Here is a 19,207-nt window from a genome sequence, read left to right as displayed (position 1 = left end):
TATTAAAAGCAATAGGCTTGAAAATCCCTCCGAAAATTTTGCAGTAGCGAATGAAAATGTAGTGGCACAAACCACTACAGCTCTTGTTATTCGTCTAGCTATCAGTAACTATGGAATTTTATCTGTCAAACTCGGGAGGGTTGGTGGTGGAAAGTTTTTTATGTCTTTAGTTAAGAACGGCGCATAGTCGGCTCAAAATAGTGAGCATCTATTGGGTTTTACATTTCTACTGATGCATTAAGCAGATATTAGAGTCGATCGAAACTGAAGTTAATATGAGTAAAATATGAATTAAGCAACTCGCAATTGGGTAATTGTTATAATGCTGGATGGGAGGTAAATACTTAATTATAATAAAAGAGGCTCCAAGTAGGAGCCTCTATATTGTTTTAGTTTTTACAGCCACTACAGCATTTTTTCTTTTGCGAGCTACACTCCCCTTCTTTTAACTCTTCAGCTTTAAAGTCTAGTTTTTCAAATGCCTTTACTAAGTTTTCTTTGGTAGTTTTATCCTCACGATACTTTACAGTAACCGTTTGTCCTTCCATATCCACATTAAGATCTTTAACGCCTTTTTCGAATGGGATATTCTTCGTTATTTTATTGACACAACTCTGACAATCCATTTCTACTTTGTAAGTTACTTCACTTACTTTCTTCTTTTTTTCATCCGCAAATGTATTGACAACCAACATTGTCAACATTGCTACAACTAGTAATTTCTTCATGATATTATTTTTAAGATTATTATTTTATTCTCTATCTATTGAAAAACGCAATCCAAAATACACCCGACGCCCCATAATTGGACCCCAAATTAGTGAGCTATCAAAATAATCGCCAAAAGGATCATCGCCTGCTATAATTGGATTATCTTGTTTAAAGTTCCCCAGGTTTTCAACACCAAGGTATACGTTCCATTTACGGAAGTACTTTGTCACTTGTGAATTAACAATTTGATATGGATCAAATGCATCTTGCCTTTGATACTCAACCGGGTTAGTTGCTGTTGATGGCACCCTACCTTTTCCATTAAATTGCGTTGTAAAATCAAACTGCCACTTTTTTAATGGTGTTGAGTAAGACAAGTTCACTAAGCCTTTCGCTCTACTAATCAATGGACGATCCTTCAACTCACCACTATAAGTTGCTTTCACATCGTTTAAACGCCAGGCGGCTACCAGATCAAGCCCCCGTAATAACTCATATTTACCTTCTATCTGGAAGTTATTCGCATATGAATCTCCATCAAGATTATAAAAATAGACAGCATCAACACTTTGATCGGCATCAACAATCAATTGATTGGTAAAATCGGTTCGATAGAATTCGGCATTTAATGTCAACTCTCTTCCTGCAACATTAATATACTGTGTAATGTTAGCGCCATAGTTCCAAGCCTCTTCCTGATCGAGATTGTTAGCTATGTTGATTTGTCGCGAACTTGCCAACAAGTAACTATTTTCAGCTAAAACATTAGGTGTGTGATAGCCTTTCCCAGCTGATGCCCTCAGTATAGTATTAGGAGCAATGTTGTATTTGGCATGAATTCGTGGTGTAAAGAGAGTACCAAAATTATTATGGAAATCGACTCGACCACCCGCGATAAGCGTAAATCGGTTGGGCACATTATAAGTATACTGAAAAAAGGCACCCGGCACAATTTCTTCACGGTTTAGCAGTTGCCTCTGATCGGGCTGTTGAAAATCCATCGTTAATACCTCATCGAACTCATCTGATTGAAAGCTAAGTCCCGTACTATATTTATTATTTTCATTTCCTATGATGGATTGAAAAATTAAATTAGCGTAAAAAGACCGTTGCTCGGCATCGTATTGTTTTCGACCATAAAAAGAGTTCTGCTCATGATAAGCATAATTAGCTACCAAAGCCACACTGGACATTTCATCATCAAATAAGTATCCTGCTTTATAAAACCCTTCGTAGCGACGTGTGTCTATATTAATACCATATAACTGGTTGGGTAAACCAACATTCTGGTCCGATGGCTGACTGCCTTCAAACCCCCTTTGACCTCCAAGTCGATTTTCATCCAGCACTTTAATGCCTATCTGGGAAGTAAAACCTTTTTTATTATTGTAGTCCCAACGGTTAATAAAGTTTAATTGCTTCAACAATGGTTCATCGCGAAATCCATCATCATTATCATCGGTTGACTTTTGATCTTCGGAGTAATGGGCTAATATTGCCGTTGTCCATTTATCGTTAAGATGGATAGAGCCGTTAACATTACTTTCCCATCGTCCCGTATTATTAGCATACAGGTTAAGAAAGAACTTCTCTGAATTTACCGGCTTTTTATATTCGACATTAATCTGTCCGGTTAGCGCTTCATAACCATTTATAACGGTAGCAGTTCCCTTGGAAATTTGGATAGATTCCATCCAGGCCCCGGGAATGTAATTTAAACCATATAAAGTAGCCAGCCCTCTGAAGTTTGGAATATTCTCAGTCATCATCTGCACATAATTGCCTGACAAACCCAGCAATTGAATTTGCTTAGCACCTGTTGCAGCATCGGAATAAGACACATCGACTGATGCATTGGTTTCGAAACTTTCACTCAAATTACAACATGCTGCTTTACACAATTCTGCACCAGTGATATTCACCTTTGTCATTGGATCGAGACGCGACATATGAGAACCAGCTTTTTTACCAGCGACCAATACCTCATCCAACTCATCACTTTTAAGAACCACTTCGAAATGCTGCTTATCTGTTACATGGATGGTATCAGCTTGATAGCCGATATAACTTACTACTAATAATTGATTCCCACTGGTTTGTTCAATAACAAACTGGCCATTAAAATCTGTTACCGTACCTGTTTGCGTATTGGCCCAATACACATTAGCACCAACTAACTCGGTAATTTTATTTTTATCGTTGGCTTTAACTACACCAGTAATTTCTTTGTTTGCTTGCGCAAAACCCGAAAAACCGGTTAACAAGAATAGTATTGAAACTATAATAATTCGATTCATCCTGATATGATTAGCGATATTTGACGCACACAATAGCCAAACATCAACTTTAGGTTACTATACAACTAAGGTTGTTTGGTTAATCAATTACCTCAAGCAACTTATAGTTTAAAAGCTACTTAGGCATGGATGAATGGATCATAACAGAAAAACGCAATTCATCTCCGGCGAAGGCTCGTCGGGAATCTTCTGAATTACATCGTAATGAAGTCTTAATGGTTTATCTAATTCTGATAATACATCAGCATATAAATTGTTATTAAACAACAAATCAACAGCACTTGCTTCGAACTTTATTTTAGCGGCTGTTGTTTGCGCATCAAAAGACGCTTTTTTAAACTCATGCTTACATGCGCCATCTTCAGGCAGATGATGCACATGGTTACCGACCTCCTCGGCACAGCTTTGGCACGCATGTTCGCAGGTACAATCAGAGCAAGCATGCTCGTGGTCATGCATGGTGGTAATGATGCGGGTTATCGTTTCATCCTCATCGCAACCTGTGCAATGGTGTTGAAATATATGCACGCCAAGTATCGATGGCAAAATAGCCACTACCAAGGCAAAACTTATTGCTTTATATTTCAACTGAAGATTTCTCATCAGCTACAAAAGAACTAAATTCTGCAAACCCTTACAAAATTTTAACATCTGATTTACATCACTTCTCAATTGACAAGTGTGCCATCCCAACCACTAATCCGAGCCAATATCCACCACATGGCATATGCTTTTCGGTTAGAAGTGATATGCTGTGTTGTATGTGAACCAAGCTCTACGTCTCCTCCCGGTTTACTTTTATTTAAATAATAATCGATGCCTTCCTGATGGCTATTTTGCCAATCTTCATAATAGTTACCGCCATAGCTGCTCGACTTGCCATTATCACCAGCATCTTCCCAATAATGATCATTCATACAATGGGTATCAATACTATAATAATCGAGGCAGAGTAACTTGTTTTTATTACAGAAATCATTAATTAGAGTCGCTTGTTCGGCAGGATTGCCTTCTCCGGTGTTGCTTCCCCTATTGGCATGCCCAGTCATAAAAACGAAATAAACAGCTTGCTGACGCTTTCCTTCTCCCTCGCCAATTTTAGAACCTCCTACTCCATATTCATCAATGAGTGTTTGCATTCCGGGAAGGTAATTTCCTTCAACATCATGACCTGCAATATTGCACCAAGCCCACATCACCACATTTACTTTTTCGTTTTTCGAATCATCTAAGAAATTTCGCGTAGCCTGAATGAAAGCTGTTTCATCGCGACTTAAATCGACTGCTCTCCTCCCATCCTCAGCATAATCTTCAATTGCATAGTCAAGAAAGTCCAGAACTCCTGTTTTAAAATCATTTCGAACAATACCAAATAACGCATCATCACCTGCTTTATAGTCTGGCAAGCCATACAAACCACGACTCACATGCGTTCCGTGCGATGTGTGCTGATATGCAACACAAAGATTCTCTCGTGCACTATTAATGTATTCTTCCGGAATACTACGCAAAACCGACTCTTTGGCCACAGTATAATCAGCAATAAACTTATTCCCTTTTAACTCCTGAATGATAGAAGTTACTTCAGGCTCTTTAAGCTCTTCTTCTTTTTGAGTATTATCTGCACTGCATCCATTAAAAGATAATGTGCATCCTAGAAGTATCGTTATAAGTTTTGAATTCATATCCTTCATTTTTTTTGAGAAGATATTTAAGAAATAAGCATTAGTCAAGTCTAATGGCTTGTAATACCCCCAATTATTTATATTAAGCCATTACTTTTGTAGCCAATGGCCAACTTATTTATATACAATCCAACGTGTGACATGGCAGTTGAAAATGGCACTTTCAGTTTTATGCCATCCAAACTGTTATCTAAGTTTGAACACGACATTAGCCCTTTACTAGCTTTCATTGGAAAACCAGACGACTTTCTATTAAGTGAAATCGCCAATCATAGCTCATTTACTTCTTTTTGGACCAATTTGGGTTTTGAATTACCTCAGCTAATTTCAAACAAAAAGCTTGAGAACGTTAACATAGATGCTTTAAAACCCTGGGGATGGAGCCAACTAATTAAGCATAAATATGGGAAGTACATTAAGCACTTTAACGAAATGCCATCCTTTAAAACACCGGATTTGTTAAAAAGCTTTTATAGCCGAGAGACTAGCCTGAGATTAATCAATGAATTAAATACGCATAAGCTTCCTGATTTCGTTTCCATTCCGCAATTACCATTGCCTGTATCCAGCATGAAGTCAATTGTCGAGCTTTTTAAAAAAGAAAATGGCATTGTCTTAAAAACCCTATGGAGTTCATCGGGCAGAGGTTTAATGTTTATTAGAAATAAGAAGCAGTTAAATGATGCAAGCAACTGGATTAATGCTCAAATTAAAAAACACGGAGCGCTAATAGTTGAAACCATCTATAACAAAGTTCAAGATGCTTCATTACAATTCGAGATTGATGATGGCGGTACTGTTCGATTTTTAGGCCTTAATTTTTTTGATGCTGACAGACAAGGCCATTTTAGTAAAGAGTATTTTCATACGCCTAGCGCTATTAAAGACTTATTGCCCAATGATGATACCTGGATAGAACAAACAAGCAAAGCCATTATTAAAAGCATACAGTCACTTAGCATTCACAAACAATACACCGGTCCCATTGGTGTCGATACCTTATTCTTTAAGAATGTAAATAATGAATTAAAGTTTTATCCATTTGTTGAAGCCAACCTGCGGTGCAACATGGGCTTGGTGAACCTGCACCTCAAAGACTTATTGGCTCCTGACACGAAAGGAACCTGGCTGATCAGGCATTTTAAAACTGGCGAAGCGCCACTATTCTATCAAGAAAACATTAATAATTACCCGATAAAGGTCGAGAATGGAAAAATTGCTAAAGGTTTTTTCCCTCTTACCCCATTTAACACTGACACACAATTTGCGGCCTGGGGCCTTTCGTATTAAATAAAACAGCCTCCACTTAACTAAATGGAGGCTGCTAATTATATTTTTCTTAATTACTTTTTATAAAGCAGAAGCGCCGAATAGGTAGCTACGCCCTGATCGGAATGACCACTGAATTTAATATCAATTAAATTCTCGGAATTAATGCCTTCTTTTCCAATAAAATCATTTATTTGATCGTCTAAGGACTGGTCAAAATCATCTGTTCCTGTATATTGAAAATGTTTAGTTAAAATATTACTCATATCACCTTTTTTTTAAAAAATTCTACATCATTTTCTATCTCCTACGTTAGAGTCCTATTTAAGATACAAAAACCTTTTTATTTTTTAAGAATTATAAAATTATTCCTATTAAGCAATGGTATTTCGAGAGCCTATTTTCTTACTGCAATTCCATCCAGTTGATAAAGGCATTAAATGCCGACTGGTTATCACCAACCCATAATAACACTTCAGGGTTATATTTAGCACTGCATATAAAATAGGCAAATGATTCGCTATGCCCGGCTATTTGCATCTGATTGAAAAAATCGAGATACTGAATATCAAAAAAGTCCATTTCGCCAGTTTGCTCCTCGCTTAACATCGATAAAAGCGAAAGGGTTTGATTAACGAAACGATAAGGTTCATCTGGGTTATTCGCTTCAGCCTCACGAGCAATGGCATTGAGTTTTCCCTCAGCAATACGCAGCCCCGAAACAGAGGAGTGCTGACTTATGGGCTTACTACTTGCAGGTCTTTGAACTTTGGCTACATGCCAGCGCACTTGTAAATCCTCCAGTAATTCCTTTTTCTTTAATTCATCCACTTCAAGTAACAGCGAATAATAGATGGGCAGCATACTCTTTAGCACTTCGCCTTTTTTCTTCATCATCTCGGACAATAGCAAATGACTCGGAATATGATTCTTATTCATTCGCAAACAAGTAATCAAACACTGTTCGGCCCTGCTCACCTCATCAAGCACAAGGTAACTTTTAGCCATATTGTAGTGCAACAGGTACTCATCGGGATATTTCTTCAGTGCCTTTTTGAATTCACGAATAGATTGTTTGGCATTGCCTTTTTCATTTAACACAGCACAATAAATAAGTAGCGCATCGAGGTAAAACTCACTTTCTTCGCCTAATACATTTCGACTATAATGCAATGCTTCATCATAATCGTTTATGGTCAGATAGGTATAAGCCAACTCGTAATGTGCTTCCATACATTTCTTATCAAACGTGATGGCTTGCTTAAATTTACCAATGGCATCCTTGTATAAATCGTGGCTCAACAAGGTTTGTCCTTGCTTTATCAACTTCTCGGTTTCTGTTTGCTGGGCCTGAACGGTAAAAAAGCCCATCAATAACAACACTGCTAAATATCTCATGCTGTAATGATAGACTTTTATTCTTTATTCATCAAACTATTTCAACAAGTGGAAATGGTTTAACGCTTCTTAACAAGATATGAGCTTTGACATCTTATACCAAATGTATTACAAAACGCGCTTTAAGTCGTTTTGCTAATTACATTGGTTAATGCCGATATTAGATTAATTGAGTTTTATAAAGCGAAGTGAAATAAAGCTCATTTTAATGTTTAATCGGTATTATTCGCTATTCTCCTTTTCCGATCCGCTCATTTATCAGTTTTTCAATTTCTTCGAGCTGACCAAGCGGAATAGAATTAATGGTTTTTACCATGTCAACTTTTTGATCGGGGCGTTTAATTAAATTAAGTGGATGTTCTGCATCAATTCCGGTTGTATCCGAAGGCTTCCACTCCATAATATCGTTAGGCGTACACCTTAAAACCAGGCACAACTTCTCGAGGTGATGCAAATTAAGTCGTGATACCCGATTGTTTTTTAGCCTTGAGGCAAAATTATCTGAGAAACCATGTTTCTTTAAAAAACTAAAGGGGCGTGCTATTCCTCGTGCTTTAAAAATTCTGTCGAAACTATATTTAATCATAACAATGTAGAATATTTTCTCTAAGTTAATGATTACTTAGTTATTACTCCAATAAAAATGCGATGATTTATTACCTCCTAATCAATCATATTTGCCGTTACCAAATGATTAATTACTGCCATATCACTTGTTGCTATTGATATAACTTGGTAATTATTGCTACACTACTAATTACTTCTTATATCAAATGATTATTTATCTTTTAATTGACTTAACATTCTTTTAAGCACATTTATTCCCCTCTTAATAAAACTTTTTGTCGATATACATTTGTATTAGAACTATTTTATCTCCGGAGTTTCTAACACAGTTTCAACTTCATCATATATTATAGCGTTACTTTTCTTATTAGAACCAATCCTTTTTCTGTATCTTGAACAACATATTCTAATTTCTCTTTATTTTCAGTAGTAAGATGTAAAATTGCCATTCGTGTATAATCTTCAGATTCCTGAACCCAAAGTACCTCAAATTTTCCTTGAAGTTTATCGGCATATTCCTTGATTTTTGTCTGTTTTAAGCCCAGTTCTAAATCAGTAACGATGACTTTATCATACTTAAGATGGTAAAATAAACAAAAGCTTTGATCTTTATAAAGCTCAAGTCTAGCCGTGCATAGTTTATTGTTTTCTTTGAAAATTGTTATTGTATCTTGATTAAACGTTCCGAAATTTATATTGTCTGATGACAAGTAATATTTCTTTACTACTTCTTTTTGTGCGGTAGAATCAACTGGAATCATTGTGAATGCTACAAGCAACACTGAAAAGGTTATAATCCCAGATAAGAATGATATGTTTTTCATTGTATCTTTTTTAAATCAAATAAACTTAAATTCTTCACACGCCACAGGGCTATCGCTTTTAAAAATTTCATTGTACTTAGCTTATTTCCTCAAGCCGGAATGGCTTCTACTTTTTGCCTCCAGCCCAAAAAGTAGACAAAAATGTCGTCGACTAAAGCATTCGCTTACCCATTACGTCATTGTTGCGGGAAAAATTTAAAGATTTATAAATCATGCCTCAAATTTTTCTTCCCTCCACATACGACGATGGGGCCCAAGCTACATTGCTTAGGTCGATATTACTTAAAGCGATTTCCCTGTCACGCAACTTTGCTCCTCTTTTTTTTAGAAAAGCATTAAGTTTATGAGCTAAAATCTTTCATTAAATCAATTCACTTCCAATGTTTTCAACACGGCTTCCACTTCGCGCATATAAATAGCTTTCTTGGGTTTGGCAGGCGCATATACATAACCACTAAGCATTACGAGTTGATTATTCTCTTCATCTTCATAAAAATAATCGATAAAGGGGCCACCCATAAAATCACCACTTACTTTCCAGAGGCCACGTAATTCGGTCCACTGACGATCGGCAAACTTTGTTCGTTTAATCGAAACAGGGAAATGTTCCTCCGTCGTCATAAAGGAACCAATATTTTCACCCGGCACTTGATTACGAAGCAAGTTGTTACGAAAACTCAATAGAGTCTGCGCATTAAAATCTCTAAGCGAGTCGAGCGAACACTGGTATACAAAAATACCTAACTGGCTTCCGAGACGTTGTGCGTCGAACCACGAAAAATGCCCTTCAGACTTCTTCAAGTGAAAACCCTTAGGAAAATACATGGTAAAGGGATAATTGTTTTGAACATGCATAACCGCTTCTGGCTGATAAATTTTATGGTATGAATCGGCCATTGAGTTAATATCGCCCTGGTGAAAAAATCCTTTTATGCGAGGCCATTTCTGCTTCAGCAAGCTTGCCAGTTCTTCGGGTGAGCGTGCAATTACTTTCGCTACACTTTGGCCAATTGCCCACTCCTGTCGGCGATATTCAACACGGTTAGAGCTTTCATCTTCTTTAATTGAAACCAACAATACATTGCGATAAGTTCTAAAGTGACGCTCAAACTGCTTATAGGCAATTCGTGTTTTCTTGAAAATAGCTTCTTCCTGAGGTAAGGCCGGAAATTCATCCTTCAGTAAGGCTTTTAATTCTTGCCCGGCACAAGTATTCCAGTGGTCATCTTCCATCACTACGAGTAATTCACCCGGCGAACCAATGGCACGAGGTTTAAACCCCGATGGTTTATCAGTGCATGCAGCCACAACGATTATTGAAATAACAACGACTATAGCCAGTAACCAGACTTTACTATTTATATGATTTGTATAATTCTTCATAGGTTTAAGTTTAAAATGTTAACGGAAATAAGTTTCACTATTCCCTTTGGACAGAAGGGTGCATTCGGTTCTTTATTTGGCATACATAAGGCAAAACGACACTGATTGAGACTTTTATAATCGCTTAATCTTTAGGCACGGATGAAACAATACTATTACATCTCAACCAGCGTCGATTCTATATATAGATTGGTTTGAAGAGCTAATTCAAAACAAAGTTAACCGGGATGGTATAAGCAACCCTAACAGCTTTGTCTCTTTGCTTTCCTGGCGTCCATTGTGGCAAGCCGCTTATCACTCTTAATGCTTCTGTCGATAAATTAGCATCGGGGCTACGAACCACTTTTGCTTCAACAACATTACCTTTTTCATTCACTACAAACGATACGTACACTTTGCCTGTCACGCCTGCTTCGGCGCAAATAACCGGATACTTAACATGCTCTGCTATGTACTTTAATAAGGCGCTTGAGCCTCCAGGAAATTGAGGCATCTTCTGCACATTATAAAAAGTCATGGGCGTATCATCAATTTCCTCTGCCATCTCAGGAATTAAGACGGGTTCACCGGTATCTTCCGATGAAAAATCAGGCAAGTCATCCACTACTGGCGTGGTATTATCAACAATTATTATCTTCTCTAATGGAATAGGTTTTGGTAAAGCTGTCTTTGGTTCTTCAGGATGCGTAATTGGTATCATCTCCACATCCTCAACATATGGATCTTCATCTATAGGCTGGGCCAATATATTTGAATCGGAACCCCATTCGAAAGCTGCTAATGATGCTCCTAAAGCCACTATTAAACCTATCTGAAAAAAGATGCTTCGCTTATTCTCTAAATCGGCGTGTCTATGTTTTTTTACTTTCATGGCGGTATATTTATGAGGTTACTAATGTTAGTTGATAAGTATATCCCAATAGGCGTTCCACTTCTTCTTCCTTTGTTATAAAAAACAAACCACCCCACCAGTAACACCTGTATATGTGATGTTTACACGTGCATTTTTTTGATTATAATATTTTCATAGTCAAAATAAGCACTATAAACATTCGCCCTCCTGGGCGATTATGCGTCACCTCATCGCACAAAATCGCACACCAAAGCCGATGTTCCATTTATTCGTCTTTCAATTCGAAGTTGCAGGGTCATGCTGGACACATCGGCTTTAATTCTGAAAAATTTCTCGAGAACGTTTTCCCGATAAGGTGTTGTTAATTAAACTTTTTCTTCATAAAAATAATTTCTAATACAAATGTTAAACATGGCTGCTATTGCAGCTTAAATCTCACTGGTACCGAGTACGATACCTTTACAGCTTTTCCGCGTTGCTTACCGGGCTCCCACTTGGGCATCGATTTTACAACACGAATTGCTTCTCTTTCAAGATTTGGGTCAACGCCCCTAAAGGCCTTAACATTGGTTACATCTCCTTTTTCATCAATGACAAATGATACGCTCACCATTCCCTGAACGCCATTTTCCTGACAAATAACGGGGTACTTCACATTTTTGGCAATGTACTTTAGCAAAGCTCCAGTACCGCCAGGGAATTCTGGCATATCTTCTACAATCATAAAAATTTGATCCTCTGTTTCCTCCTCTTGCATTTCAAATTCCGATAAATCAATTTCTAAGTCCTGATCCATATCGGTATCTTCAATTTCCAACTCCTCGTCCAGCTCAACATCATTATCTACAATCTGCAATATATCGGCCGCTCTGGGTGGTGGCGGAGGTGGCGGAGGTTGAATTTCCTCTTGCCGTGTAATGGGCGGTGCTTCTTCTTCCAAAACTTCTTCATCGACCATGGTCAGGCTGTTTGATGAAACATCGGTACTGCTCCACTCAAACGCAACTAATACTACACCGAGTGTTACAATTAATCCAATTTGAAAGAACAAGGCACGTTTTCGCTCCAGGTCGGCTTTCTTACTCTTTTTCACTTCCATAGGCTTTTATTTTGAGGTTTAACATTAATATTGTTGGTAAGCTAAAGCCAAGTAACGTACCACAATAAGGAAGCCTTTATAAATCGCCTAATCACATCATCAATACACCGCTGACTCACTGCCCCTTACAAGCTTTAATTAATAATGTCAGAAATCATCTGTGTCATTTATTCCATATCGAATACGCGCCCATATGGGCGAAAACAGAGCTTTCTTAATTCACATATCATTTCAAAAGATTAATTTTACCAACTGTATCGAATAATTATCCAACCAGGTTACACCATGAGCTCAAGCAACACCAGTAAATCTCAAACAATCATTATCTCCGAGGCGTTGCAATCTTTTGTTACAAATATGGACAGTGCATCTTTTAAATTAGTTGTAACAGATGCTCAAGGCTTAATCGTTCAATTACATGGAAATCTCACCTTTTCAAAACGGTATCAATTAAGCAATGATCAAAACTGGCAAATTGTAGCAGACCGCATACAATGGGAGCAGAAGGAAGACTGTGGCATTATTCATTTGGGCAGTTCGGTTTATAACCTGGTAAAATACAAGAACAGCAAGAACAGCCGCATACCCTTTCAAATTTACCTTATATCTTCCATTGATATTGAATTTCCCTGGTTGCATATGGCCATGGCGGCCCTTGATACAAACATTAAAGCAAGGCTTAAGGATGTATGCATGCAAAAGCAGATGGATGACACACATCAATTTACTTTTGCCATGATGAATGCTTTAAAAATCGGAGTACTCTCTGTGAATATTACAGGAGAGATTAAATATGCCAATAATCTGGCTTGCCAATGGGTTAACATCAGAAGACGCGATCTACTAAAGATTCCGGTTAAAAACCTGATACCTGTCTGGAGTAACATTTATCAATTGGTAAGTTCAGGTGAGAAATTTATTAACGAAGAAATTGCCATTAATACAGCCGATAAAAAAGCTAAATTTAATGTGACGGTAACACCTATTTTAGATCAGGAGCAGGTTAAGCTGATTGGATTAGTTGTAGCCATTCGGGAGCTTGAGAATGTATATCACCTGGTAAATAAGTACACCGGCATGCAGGCACGTTTTACCTTCAAAGACATTATTGCCAAAAGCCAAAAAATGCGAAAGTTGGTAGATTATGCGAAAAACATATCAGACAGTCCGTCAACCATATTAATTGAAGCAGAGAGTGGCACCGGGAAAGAAGTGTTTGCACAAAGCATTCACAATGCCAGTAGCCGGCACGATAAAGGTTTCGTTGCCATTAACTGTGCTGCTATCAGCGATAACTTAATTGAAAGCGAGCTATTTGGTTATGACGATGGAGCTTTCACCGGCGCCAAGAAAGGTGGACATCCGGGTAAATTTGAACTAGCCAACGGCGGAACACTTTTTTTAGATGAAGTTGGCGATATGAAACCCGAAGTGCAGGTGAAGCTATTACGTGCCATTCAGGAAAGTGCCATTACACGTGTTGGTGGAGAAAAAACAATACCCGTTGATGTTCGCATTATTGCGGCCACCAATAAAAATCTGAAGGAAGAAGTAGACAAAGGGCGTTTCAGACTTGACTTATTTTACCGTCTGAGTGTTATTCCTTTGAAGATACCGGCACTACGAGAGCGCATGGAGGATTTACCATCATTAATACGCTTCTTCTTAAATAAAAAATCGGTTCGCTTGCAAAAAGACGTTCCACAAATCCGCTACTCAACACTTCAGCAATTTCTTGATTATGACTGGCCAGGCAATATTCGCGAGTTAGAAAATGCTATTGAACAATACGTCATTCTTGATGGGGACATCTCTTTTGAGAATCTTAAGAAAGAAGCATCAAACAACAATCAAGAACCTCTCACTGAAGTTACTCCACATCAGACTGTTCAAAATACACCATTAACTACCGTTCGCGAAATGGAACGTGAATTGATACTCAAAACGATTCATCATTTCAATAATAACATGACCCACTCTGCCAACTCTCTTGGCTTTAGCAGAAATACCTTATACCTCAAACTCAAAAAGTACAATTTAGTTTGATTACTCAGGCGTGTTGTTTTATGACACTGTATTGTTTTATGACATAATCATCTCGATGATGTACTATTTTATGACACTTTCGTTCTCCTCTTTGATAACACCATAAATACCAAAACTGCATCCACATAAACACCAATGACTTACACTCATTGGCACATTCTTCGATTTAGGCTATCACAAATAATTGAACAATGGATGCACGTGTTACTCACAAAATATTGATATGCCTTGGCAGCTCATGTCATTCGCGCGGCAATGCTGATAATTTAAAAATTATCAAGGATTTTTTAAAAGAAAGACAAATTGAGTCAAGAATTGATTTCAGAGGCCACTTATGCAACGAAATGTGTAAACGAGGCCCTGTTATTGAAATTGATGACATTGTGTTTGAAGGTATTACTCAGAGTAATATCAATTCTATTTTAAGTAACCACTTTGATAAAGCCGCATGCATTTAAAACCAATATATACAGAAACCAACGACTGTAAAGATTGCTATAAATGCATCAGGGAATGCCCCACCAAAGCCATTAAAGTGTGCGACAACAGGGCTTCTGTAATAGATTCTCATTGCATTTATTGTGGTCATTGCGTAGCCATCTGTCCGTCTGATGCTAAAAAAGTCCGTGACGGTATTTCCAGAGCTAAACAACTCATTAAAGAGAAGAAGCAGGTATACGTTTCATTGGCTCCGGCGTATGTTGCCGAGTATGGCACATCTCCACACTCCGTAATTGAAGCACTTACCTCCCTTGGCTTTAAGGGAGTATCAGAAACAGCATTGGGTGCCCAAGAAGTCTCCAAACAAATCAGCCAATATTTAAAAGTACGACAAACAGGCACGTATATATCGTCGGCTTGCCCTGTAGTTGTTGAGCTCATTAGAAAATACTACCCACAACACACCATGGCCATCACACCGTACATGTCACCCATGCTAACACATGCCCGCATGTTAAAGCAATGGTATGGCGATGATATTGGCATTGTTTTTATAGGCCCGTGTATCGGTAAAAAATCTGAAGCCGATGACTCAGACTTGGTTGATGTATCACTTACATTTAAAGAATTAAACGATTGGTTGGCAACCGAAAATATAAGCCTATCAACTACACAAACAGATAATAAGCCAGACTTTAAACCCCACCAGGCTCGTGAAGGTGTTATCTACCCACTTGATGGCGGCATGGTTGAAACTATCAAACGTGAAAACAATAGTGGCGAAAGCACTTTCATAAGTTTTACCGGCCAAAATATGGTGCGAAATGTGCTTGATAATCTGGAAGAATTTGGTAAAGATAAACCCTTGTTTTTGGAATTGTTAGCATGCGAAACAGGATGCCTTAACGGACCGGGCATGAGTGAAAGCAATAATATTGCAGGCAAGCACCTTAATATACGTCAATGCTATACATGTCGTTCTGAGAGTACAGGCGACGTAATTAAAGAAAGCCATACTTTTAATATTGAACGTGACTTTTTTAATATTGAATCAGTTCCCAACGAACAATTCAAAGCCGAACAAATTAAAGAAGCCCTGCACAGCATTGGAAAAAACAGTGTAGCCGATGAATTAAATTGTAGTGGTTGCGGTTATGACACGTGCCGCGACTTTGCACATGCGTTATTAACAGGCAATGCCGAAACAGCTATGTGTGTTTCATACATGCGAATGGTTGCTCATCACAAAGCCACTATTCTATTGCAAAAAATACCATCAGGCGTGGTTATTATCGATGATAATTGCAAAGTAGTTGAGATGAATGCCAGTTTTGCCCGCCTACTAGGGACTGAGACTGAATTATGCTACGAAGCCAATCCTGGCATGCGAGGTGCTGAAATGAACAAACTATGCTCGTTTGCCAAACTATTTAAAACCGCGCTGTTAACAGGAAAAGAATATTACAACTTACCAGCTGTAGAAAACGAGCAAAATCTTCAATTATCCATCTTTAATATACAAAAACACAAGCTAGTTACCGGTATAATCCAAAGCGCGCAACAACCCGAATTCAGAAAGGAAATTGTTGAAAAACGCACACGCGAAGTGATTAAGAAAAACATGGAGACAGTACAGAAGATTGCTTTTTTGTTAGGTGAAAATGCCTCATTTACTGACTCTTTACTCAACTCTATTTTAGATAGCCAAAAGCAGGAAAATGCATAATAAGTGTTTTTACATAGAAGCTGAATTATGCCAGGAACGAAAGGCACATGAGAATGTATGTGGCGACTCCTGCGAATCGAGAAAACTAAAAGAAGAAGATCGTCTTATAACCGTTTTATCAGACGGGTTAGGCTCGGGCGTCAAAGCCAATATATTAGCAACCATGACAACAAGCATGGCACTTCAGTTTACTGCGAAGAATGATTCCTTGGAGCATGCCGCTGATTTTATCATGAAAACACTACCTGTAGATTCAAAACGACAAATTAGTTATTCTACTTTTAGCATTCTTGATATCAACTGTTTTGGCGATGCCAGCATTGTTGAATATGACAATCCACCTGTTCTTATCTTTAGAGATGATCGATTTGTAAATTTAGAAACCGAGTCAAAATCTGTCAAACGTCCTGATTGCATCGCAGCTGAAGTACAATACTCACACCTTCATCTTCAGAAAGAAGATCGCATTATTATGGTTTCCGACGGTATTACGCAATCGGGAATGGGCACGGCAAAAACACCATTTGGCTGGGGTATAGATGGGTTAAAATCATTTATCAAACAAAGTATAAAAAACAATCCTGAACTATCGGCACGACAACTGGCTCTCAAGATTATGCAACGCGCTAAAGCCAATGATGCAGACAACTTTAAAGATGATGCCACGTGCCAGGTTATTTATTGTCGTGAGCCGCGAAAATTGGTACTTGCTTCTGGCCCACCGTATCATAAAAATTGCGACAGCATGTTAGCCGATCGCATTGATAGCTTTAATGGTAAGAAGATAATATGTGGCGGAACAACATCAAAAATTATTTCGCGTGAATTAAAGCGTAACATCCACATCGAACTAAACAATTACAATCCTGAATTACCACCAGTAGGTGAAATGCCTGGAATTGATCTGATTACAGAAGGTATACTTACACTTGGAGCTGTTTCATCAATACTGGAGCAATTGCAAAGCAACACCGTAAAAGGCACAGGACCAGCAGAACAGATGGTGAAACTATTCCTAAACAGTGATTCTATATTGATACTGGCAGGTACTCAAATTAATAATGCGCATCAGGATCCAAACCTGCCGGTAGAGCTGGAAATACGTCGTAATATCATTAAAAAGATTGCTTCAACACTCGAAGAAAAGTTTTTTAAAACCATTGAAATAGAATACTTATAGCCAACACTCAATGATTGATTCAATCAAATACAAAATTCAAATTTGCTGTGGCACGATGTGTTACATCATGGGAGGTGCCGAACTACATCTGCTTAACGATCATCTGCCCTCAAACCTAAAAGACAAAGTAAGCATCGAAGGCATTCCGTGTATTGGTAAGTGTGATACCAAAGAAAAGCATCACCCATGCGTAAAAATTAATGGTGAGGAATTAAACAACGCCACAAGTCAAAAAATCGTCAAACAACTTCTAACTCTCGAAAATAATGACCTATTATAACAATGCTGTTATAACCAAACACGAGCTACTTGTTCGTTTAATTCAATTGCTTGATACGAACAAGTTATTGGATGACATTGATCGTATACCATTGGAGATGAGGCCACGCACCAACTCACCAATCCGTTGCTGTGTTCACAAAGACAGAGCTGTAATCAAATATAAATTAATGGCATTACTTGGCTTTAATATTGCCGACGAGCAGCATGAGTTGACACCATTAAAAGAATATGCCGAGCAAGCTTTGGAAGGCTATACTCAAAATGGAAATTTCCTTACCGTAGTTGATGAAGCCTGCAGTTCGTGTGTGCAGGTTAATTATACAGTTAGCAACCTTTGCCAGGGCTGCGAAGGACGACCTTGTCAGGTTAATTGCCCTAAAGACGCCATAATGGTTCTTAATGGCAAAGCTAATATCGATCACCAAAAGTGTGTTAATTGTGGCATTTGCCAAAAAGCTTGTCCATTTCATGCTATTGCTTATCTACCGGTCCCTTGCGAGGAATCGTGCCCGGTAAAAGCCATCAGAAAAAATGCCGATGGTATTGAAGAAATTGATTTTGACAAATGCATCCATTGTGGTAAATGCATGACAGCCTGCCCCTTTGGTGCCATATCTGAAAAGTCACAGATTCTTAACCTCTTCAATAACATCAAACACAAAAAAGAAAAGACGGTGGCCATGGTGGCACCTGCCATTCTAAGTCAGTTTAAAGCATCATCGGCACAAATACTCAACAGCATTAAAGCCGTTGGTTTTGATGAAGTAATGGAAGTGGCCGAAGGCGCCAATATGACAACCGACCACGAAACCAATGAATTACTCGAGAGACTCAATAGTGGTGCCACTTTTATGACTACATCGTGCTGTCCATCGTACATTGAATTTTCAGAAAAACATGCACCAGAACTAAAACCCTTTATTAGTGACACGCCTTCGCCTATGGCCTATACTGCAATGCTGGCAAAAAAACGCTTTCCGGAACATAAAGCAGTATTCATTGGTCCATGCCTGGCCAAGCGAACTGAAGTCTATCAAAATCAGAACATCGATTATGTGATTACGACTGAAGAGTTAGGTGCTGTGTTTGCAGCTTTAAAATTTGATTTAGTAAAAACTGATGATTCGCCTATTGTTTCTAAGGTAGTCAGGCCAGAAAGTCGTGGCTATGCGGCATCGGGTGGAGTGACCAATGCTATAAAAACCATTCTTTCGAGCGAGCATAATATTACAACTGAATTAATAGACGGCATTGACAAAAAAAGCATTCGATTGCTTCGTTCATTACCAAATAAAAAAGTGACCGATGCGTCATTTTATGAGGTTATGGCTTGCGATGGCGGTTGTATCAATGGACCGGTAAACGTATCTCCATTAAAAGTAAGTCAGAACAAACTCAAAAAAGCCATACAGGAGATTCAGTCTGAGGAGGCAGCTGTTTAGATTA

General features: G+C 38.3%; 19 protein-coding genes. 8 read left to right on the top strand and 11 right to left on the bottom strand.

The window, feature by feature from the left end; all coding sequences use genetic code 11:
- Positions 1–187, top strand: a 187-nt coding sequence (locus JIV24_RS22400) for a hypothetical protein (protein WP_234445762.1), incomplete at its 5' end; no start/stop codon positions are given.
- Positions 188–389: 202 nt separating this feature from the next.
- On the opposite strand, the gene JIV24_RS08710 is transcribed toward JIV24_RS22400, so the two are convergent.
- The 4 genes from JIV24_RS08710 to JIV24_RS08695 form a co-directional block, all read right to left on the bottom strand.
- Positions 390–728 carry a heavy-metal-associated domain-containing protein gene (locus JIV24_RS08710; protein WP_200464642.1) on the bottom strand — a complete coding sequence of 113 codons (339 nt, stop codon included), beginning with the start codon at positions 726–728 and terminating at the stop codon, positions 390–392.
- A gap of 24 nt (positions 729–752) precedes the next feature.
- The gene (locus tag JIV24_RS08705; protein WP_200464641.1) at positions 753–3,008 is read right to left on the bottom strand and encodes a TonB-dependent receptor; all 2,256 of its coding nucleotides are present in this window, start codon (positions 3,006–3,008) and stop codon (positions 753–755) included.
- 138 nt (positions 3,009–3,146) lie between these two features.
- On the bottom strand, positions 3,147–3,596 hold the full coding sequence (locus JIV24_RS08700) for a hypothetical protein (RefSeq protein ID WP_234445761.1): 450 nt from the start codon (positions 3,594–3,596) through the stop codon (positions 3,147–3,149).
- An 80-nt stretch (positions 3,597–3,676) separates the two neighbouring features.
- Positions 3,677–4,693: a hypothetical protein gene (locus JIV24_RS08695; protein ID WP_200464639.1), complete on the bottom strand. Its 1,017-nt coding sequence runs from the start codon at positions 4,691–4,693 to the stop codon at positions 3,677–3,679.
- 105 nt (positions 4,694–4,798) lie between these two features.
- On the opposite strand from JIV24_RS08695, the gene JIV24_RS08690 reads away from it, so the two are divergent.
- Complete coding sequence (locus JIV24_RS08690; protein WP_200464638.1) at positions 4,799–5,983, top strand: hypothetical protein; 1,185 nt, start codon at positions 4,799–4,801, stop codon at positions 5,981–5,983.
- 53 nt (positions 5,984–6,036) lie between these two features.
- Here the strand turns inward: JIV24_RS08690 and JIV24_RS08685 are convergent, their stop codons facing one another.
- From JIV24_RS08685 to JIV24_RS08655, 7 genes are all read right to left on the bottom strand, one after another.
- Positions 6,037–6,228: a sporulation protein Cse60 gene (locus tag JIV24_RS08685; RefSeq protein ID WP_200464637.1), complete on the bottom strand. Its 192-nt coding sequence runs from the start codon at positions 6,226–6,228 to the stop codon at positions 6,037–6,039.
- A 139-nt stretch (positions 6,229–6,367) separates the two neighbouring features.
- Entirely contained in the window at positions 6,368–7,360 is a 993-nt protein-coding gene (locus JIV24_RS08680) for a tetratricopeptide repeat protein (RefSeq protein ID WP_200464636.1), read from the bottom strand.
- Between the two features lie 229 nt (positions 7,361–7,589).
- A complete protein-coding gene (locus JIV24_RS08675) occupies positions 7,590–7,946 on the bottom strand; it encodes a helix-turn-helix domain-containing protein (RefSeq protein ID WP_200464635.1) in 357 nt (118 codons plus the stop codon).
- A gap of 328 nt (positions 7,947–8,274) precedes the next feature.
- The gene (locus tag JIV24_RS08670; RefSeq protein ID WP_200464634.1) at positions 8,275–8,751 is read right to left on the bottom strand and encodes a hypothetical protein; all 477 of its coding nucleotides are present in this window, start codon (positions 8,749–8,751) and stop codon (positions 8,275–8,277) included.
- 366 nt (positions 8,752–9,117) lie between these two features.
- Positions 9,118–10,134, bottom strand: a complete 1,017-nt coding sequence (locus JIV24_RS08665) for a DUF4837 family protein (protein WP_200464633.1) — start codon at positions 10,132–10,134, stop codon at positions 9,118–9,120.
- A 202-nt stretch (positions 10,135–10,336) separates the two neighbouring features.
- Positions 10,337–11,005 carry an energy transducer TonB gene (locus JIV24_RS08660; protein WP_200464632.1) on the bottom strand — a complete coding sequence of 223 codons (669 nt, stop codon included), beginning with the start codon at positions 11,003–11,005 and terminating at the stop codon, positions 10,337–10,339.
- 400 nt (positions 11,006–11,405) lie between these two features.
- Positions 11,406–12,086 carry an energy transducer TonB gene (locus JIV24_RS08655; protein WP_200464631.1) on the bottom strand — a complete coding sequence of 227 codons (681 nt, stop codon included), beginning with the start codon at positions 12,084–12,086 and terminating at the stop codon, positions 11,406–11,408.
- Positions 12,087–12,371: 285 nt separating this feature from the next.
- On the opposite strand from JIV24_RS08655, the gene JIV24_RS08650 reads away from it, so the two are divergent.
- From JIV24_RS08650 to JIV24_RS08625, 6 genes are all read left to right on the top strand, one after another.
- Entirely contained in the window at positions 12,372–14,132 is a 1,761-nt protein-coding gene (locus JIV24_RS08650; RefSeq protein WP_200464630.1) for a sigma-54 interaction domain-containing protein, read from the top strand.
- Positions 14,133–14,323: 191 nt separating this feature from the next.
- A complete protein-coding gene (locus tag JIV24_RS08645; protein ID WP_200464629.1) occupies positions 14,324–14,590 on the top strand; it encodes a (2Fe-2S) ferredoxin domain-containing protein in 267 nt (88 codons plus the stop codon).
- On the top strand, positions 14,581–16,299 hold the full coding sequence (locus JIV24_RS08640; RefSeq protein ID WP_200464628.1) for a [Fe-Fe] hydrogenase large subunit C-terminal domain-containing protein: 1,719 nt from the start codon (positions 14,581–14,583) through the stop codon (positions 16,297–16,299). Before JIV24_RS08645 ends, JIV24_RS08640 begins: the two co-directional genes overlap by 10 nt.
- Positions 16,292–17,479, top strand: a complete 1,188-nt coding sequence (locus tag JIV24_RS08635) for a SpoIIE family protein phosphatase (protein WP_200464627.1) — start codon at positions 16,292–16,294, stop codon at positions 17,477–17,479. The genes JIV24_RS08640 and JIV24_RS08635 overlap by 8 nt, the downstream gene beginning before the upstream one ends.
- A 10-nt stretch (positions 17,480–17,489) precedes the next feature.
- On the top strand, positions 17,490–17,759 hold the full coding sequence (locus tag JIV24_RS08630) for an NAD(P)H-dependent oxidoreductase subunit E (RefSeq protein ID WP_200464626.1): 270 nt from the start codon (positions 17,490–17,492) through the stop codon (positions 17,757–17,759).
- A complete protein-coding gene (locus JIV24_RS08625) occupies positions 17,746–19,203 on the top strand; it encodes a monomeric [FeFe] hydrogenase (protein WP_200464625.1) in 1,458 nt (485 codons plus the stop codon). The genes JIV24_RS08630 and JIV24_RS08625 overlap by 14 nt, the downstream gene beginning before the upstream one ends.
- The last annotated feature ends 4 nt before the right edge of the window (positions 19,204–19,207 follow it).

Origin of the sequence: Carboxylicivirga marina (assembly GCF_016612505.1) — a bacterium.
In the GTDB taxonomy this organism is placed as follows: Bacteria; Bacteroidota; Bacteroidia; order Bacteroidales; family Marinilabiliaceae; genus Carboxylicivirga; species Carboxylicivirga marina.
Note: the sequence above shows the minus strand (reverse complement) of the source record. Positions and strands in the feature narration are given on the sequence as shown.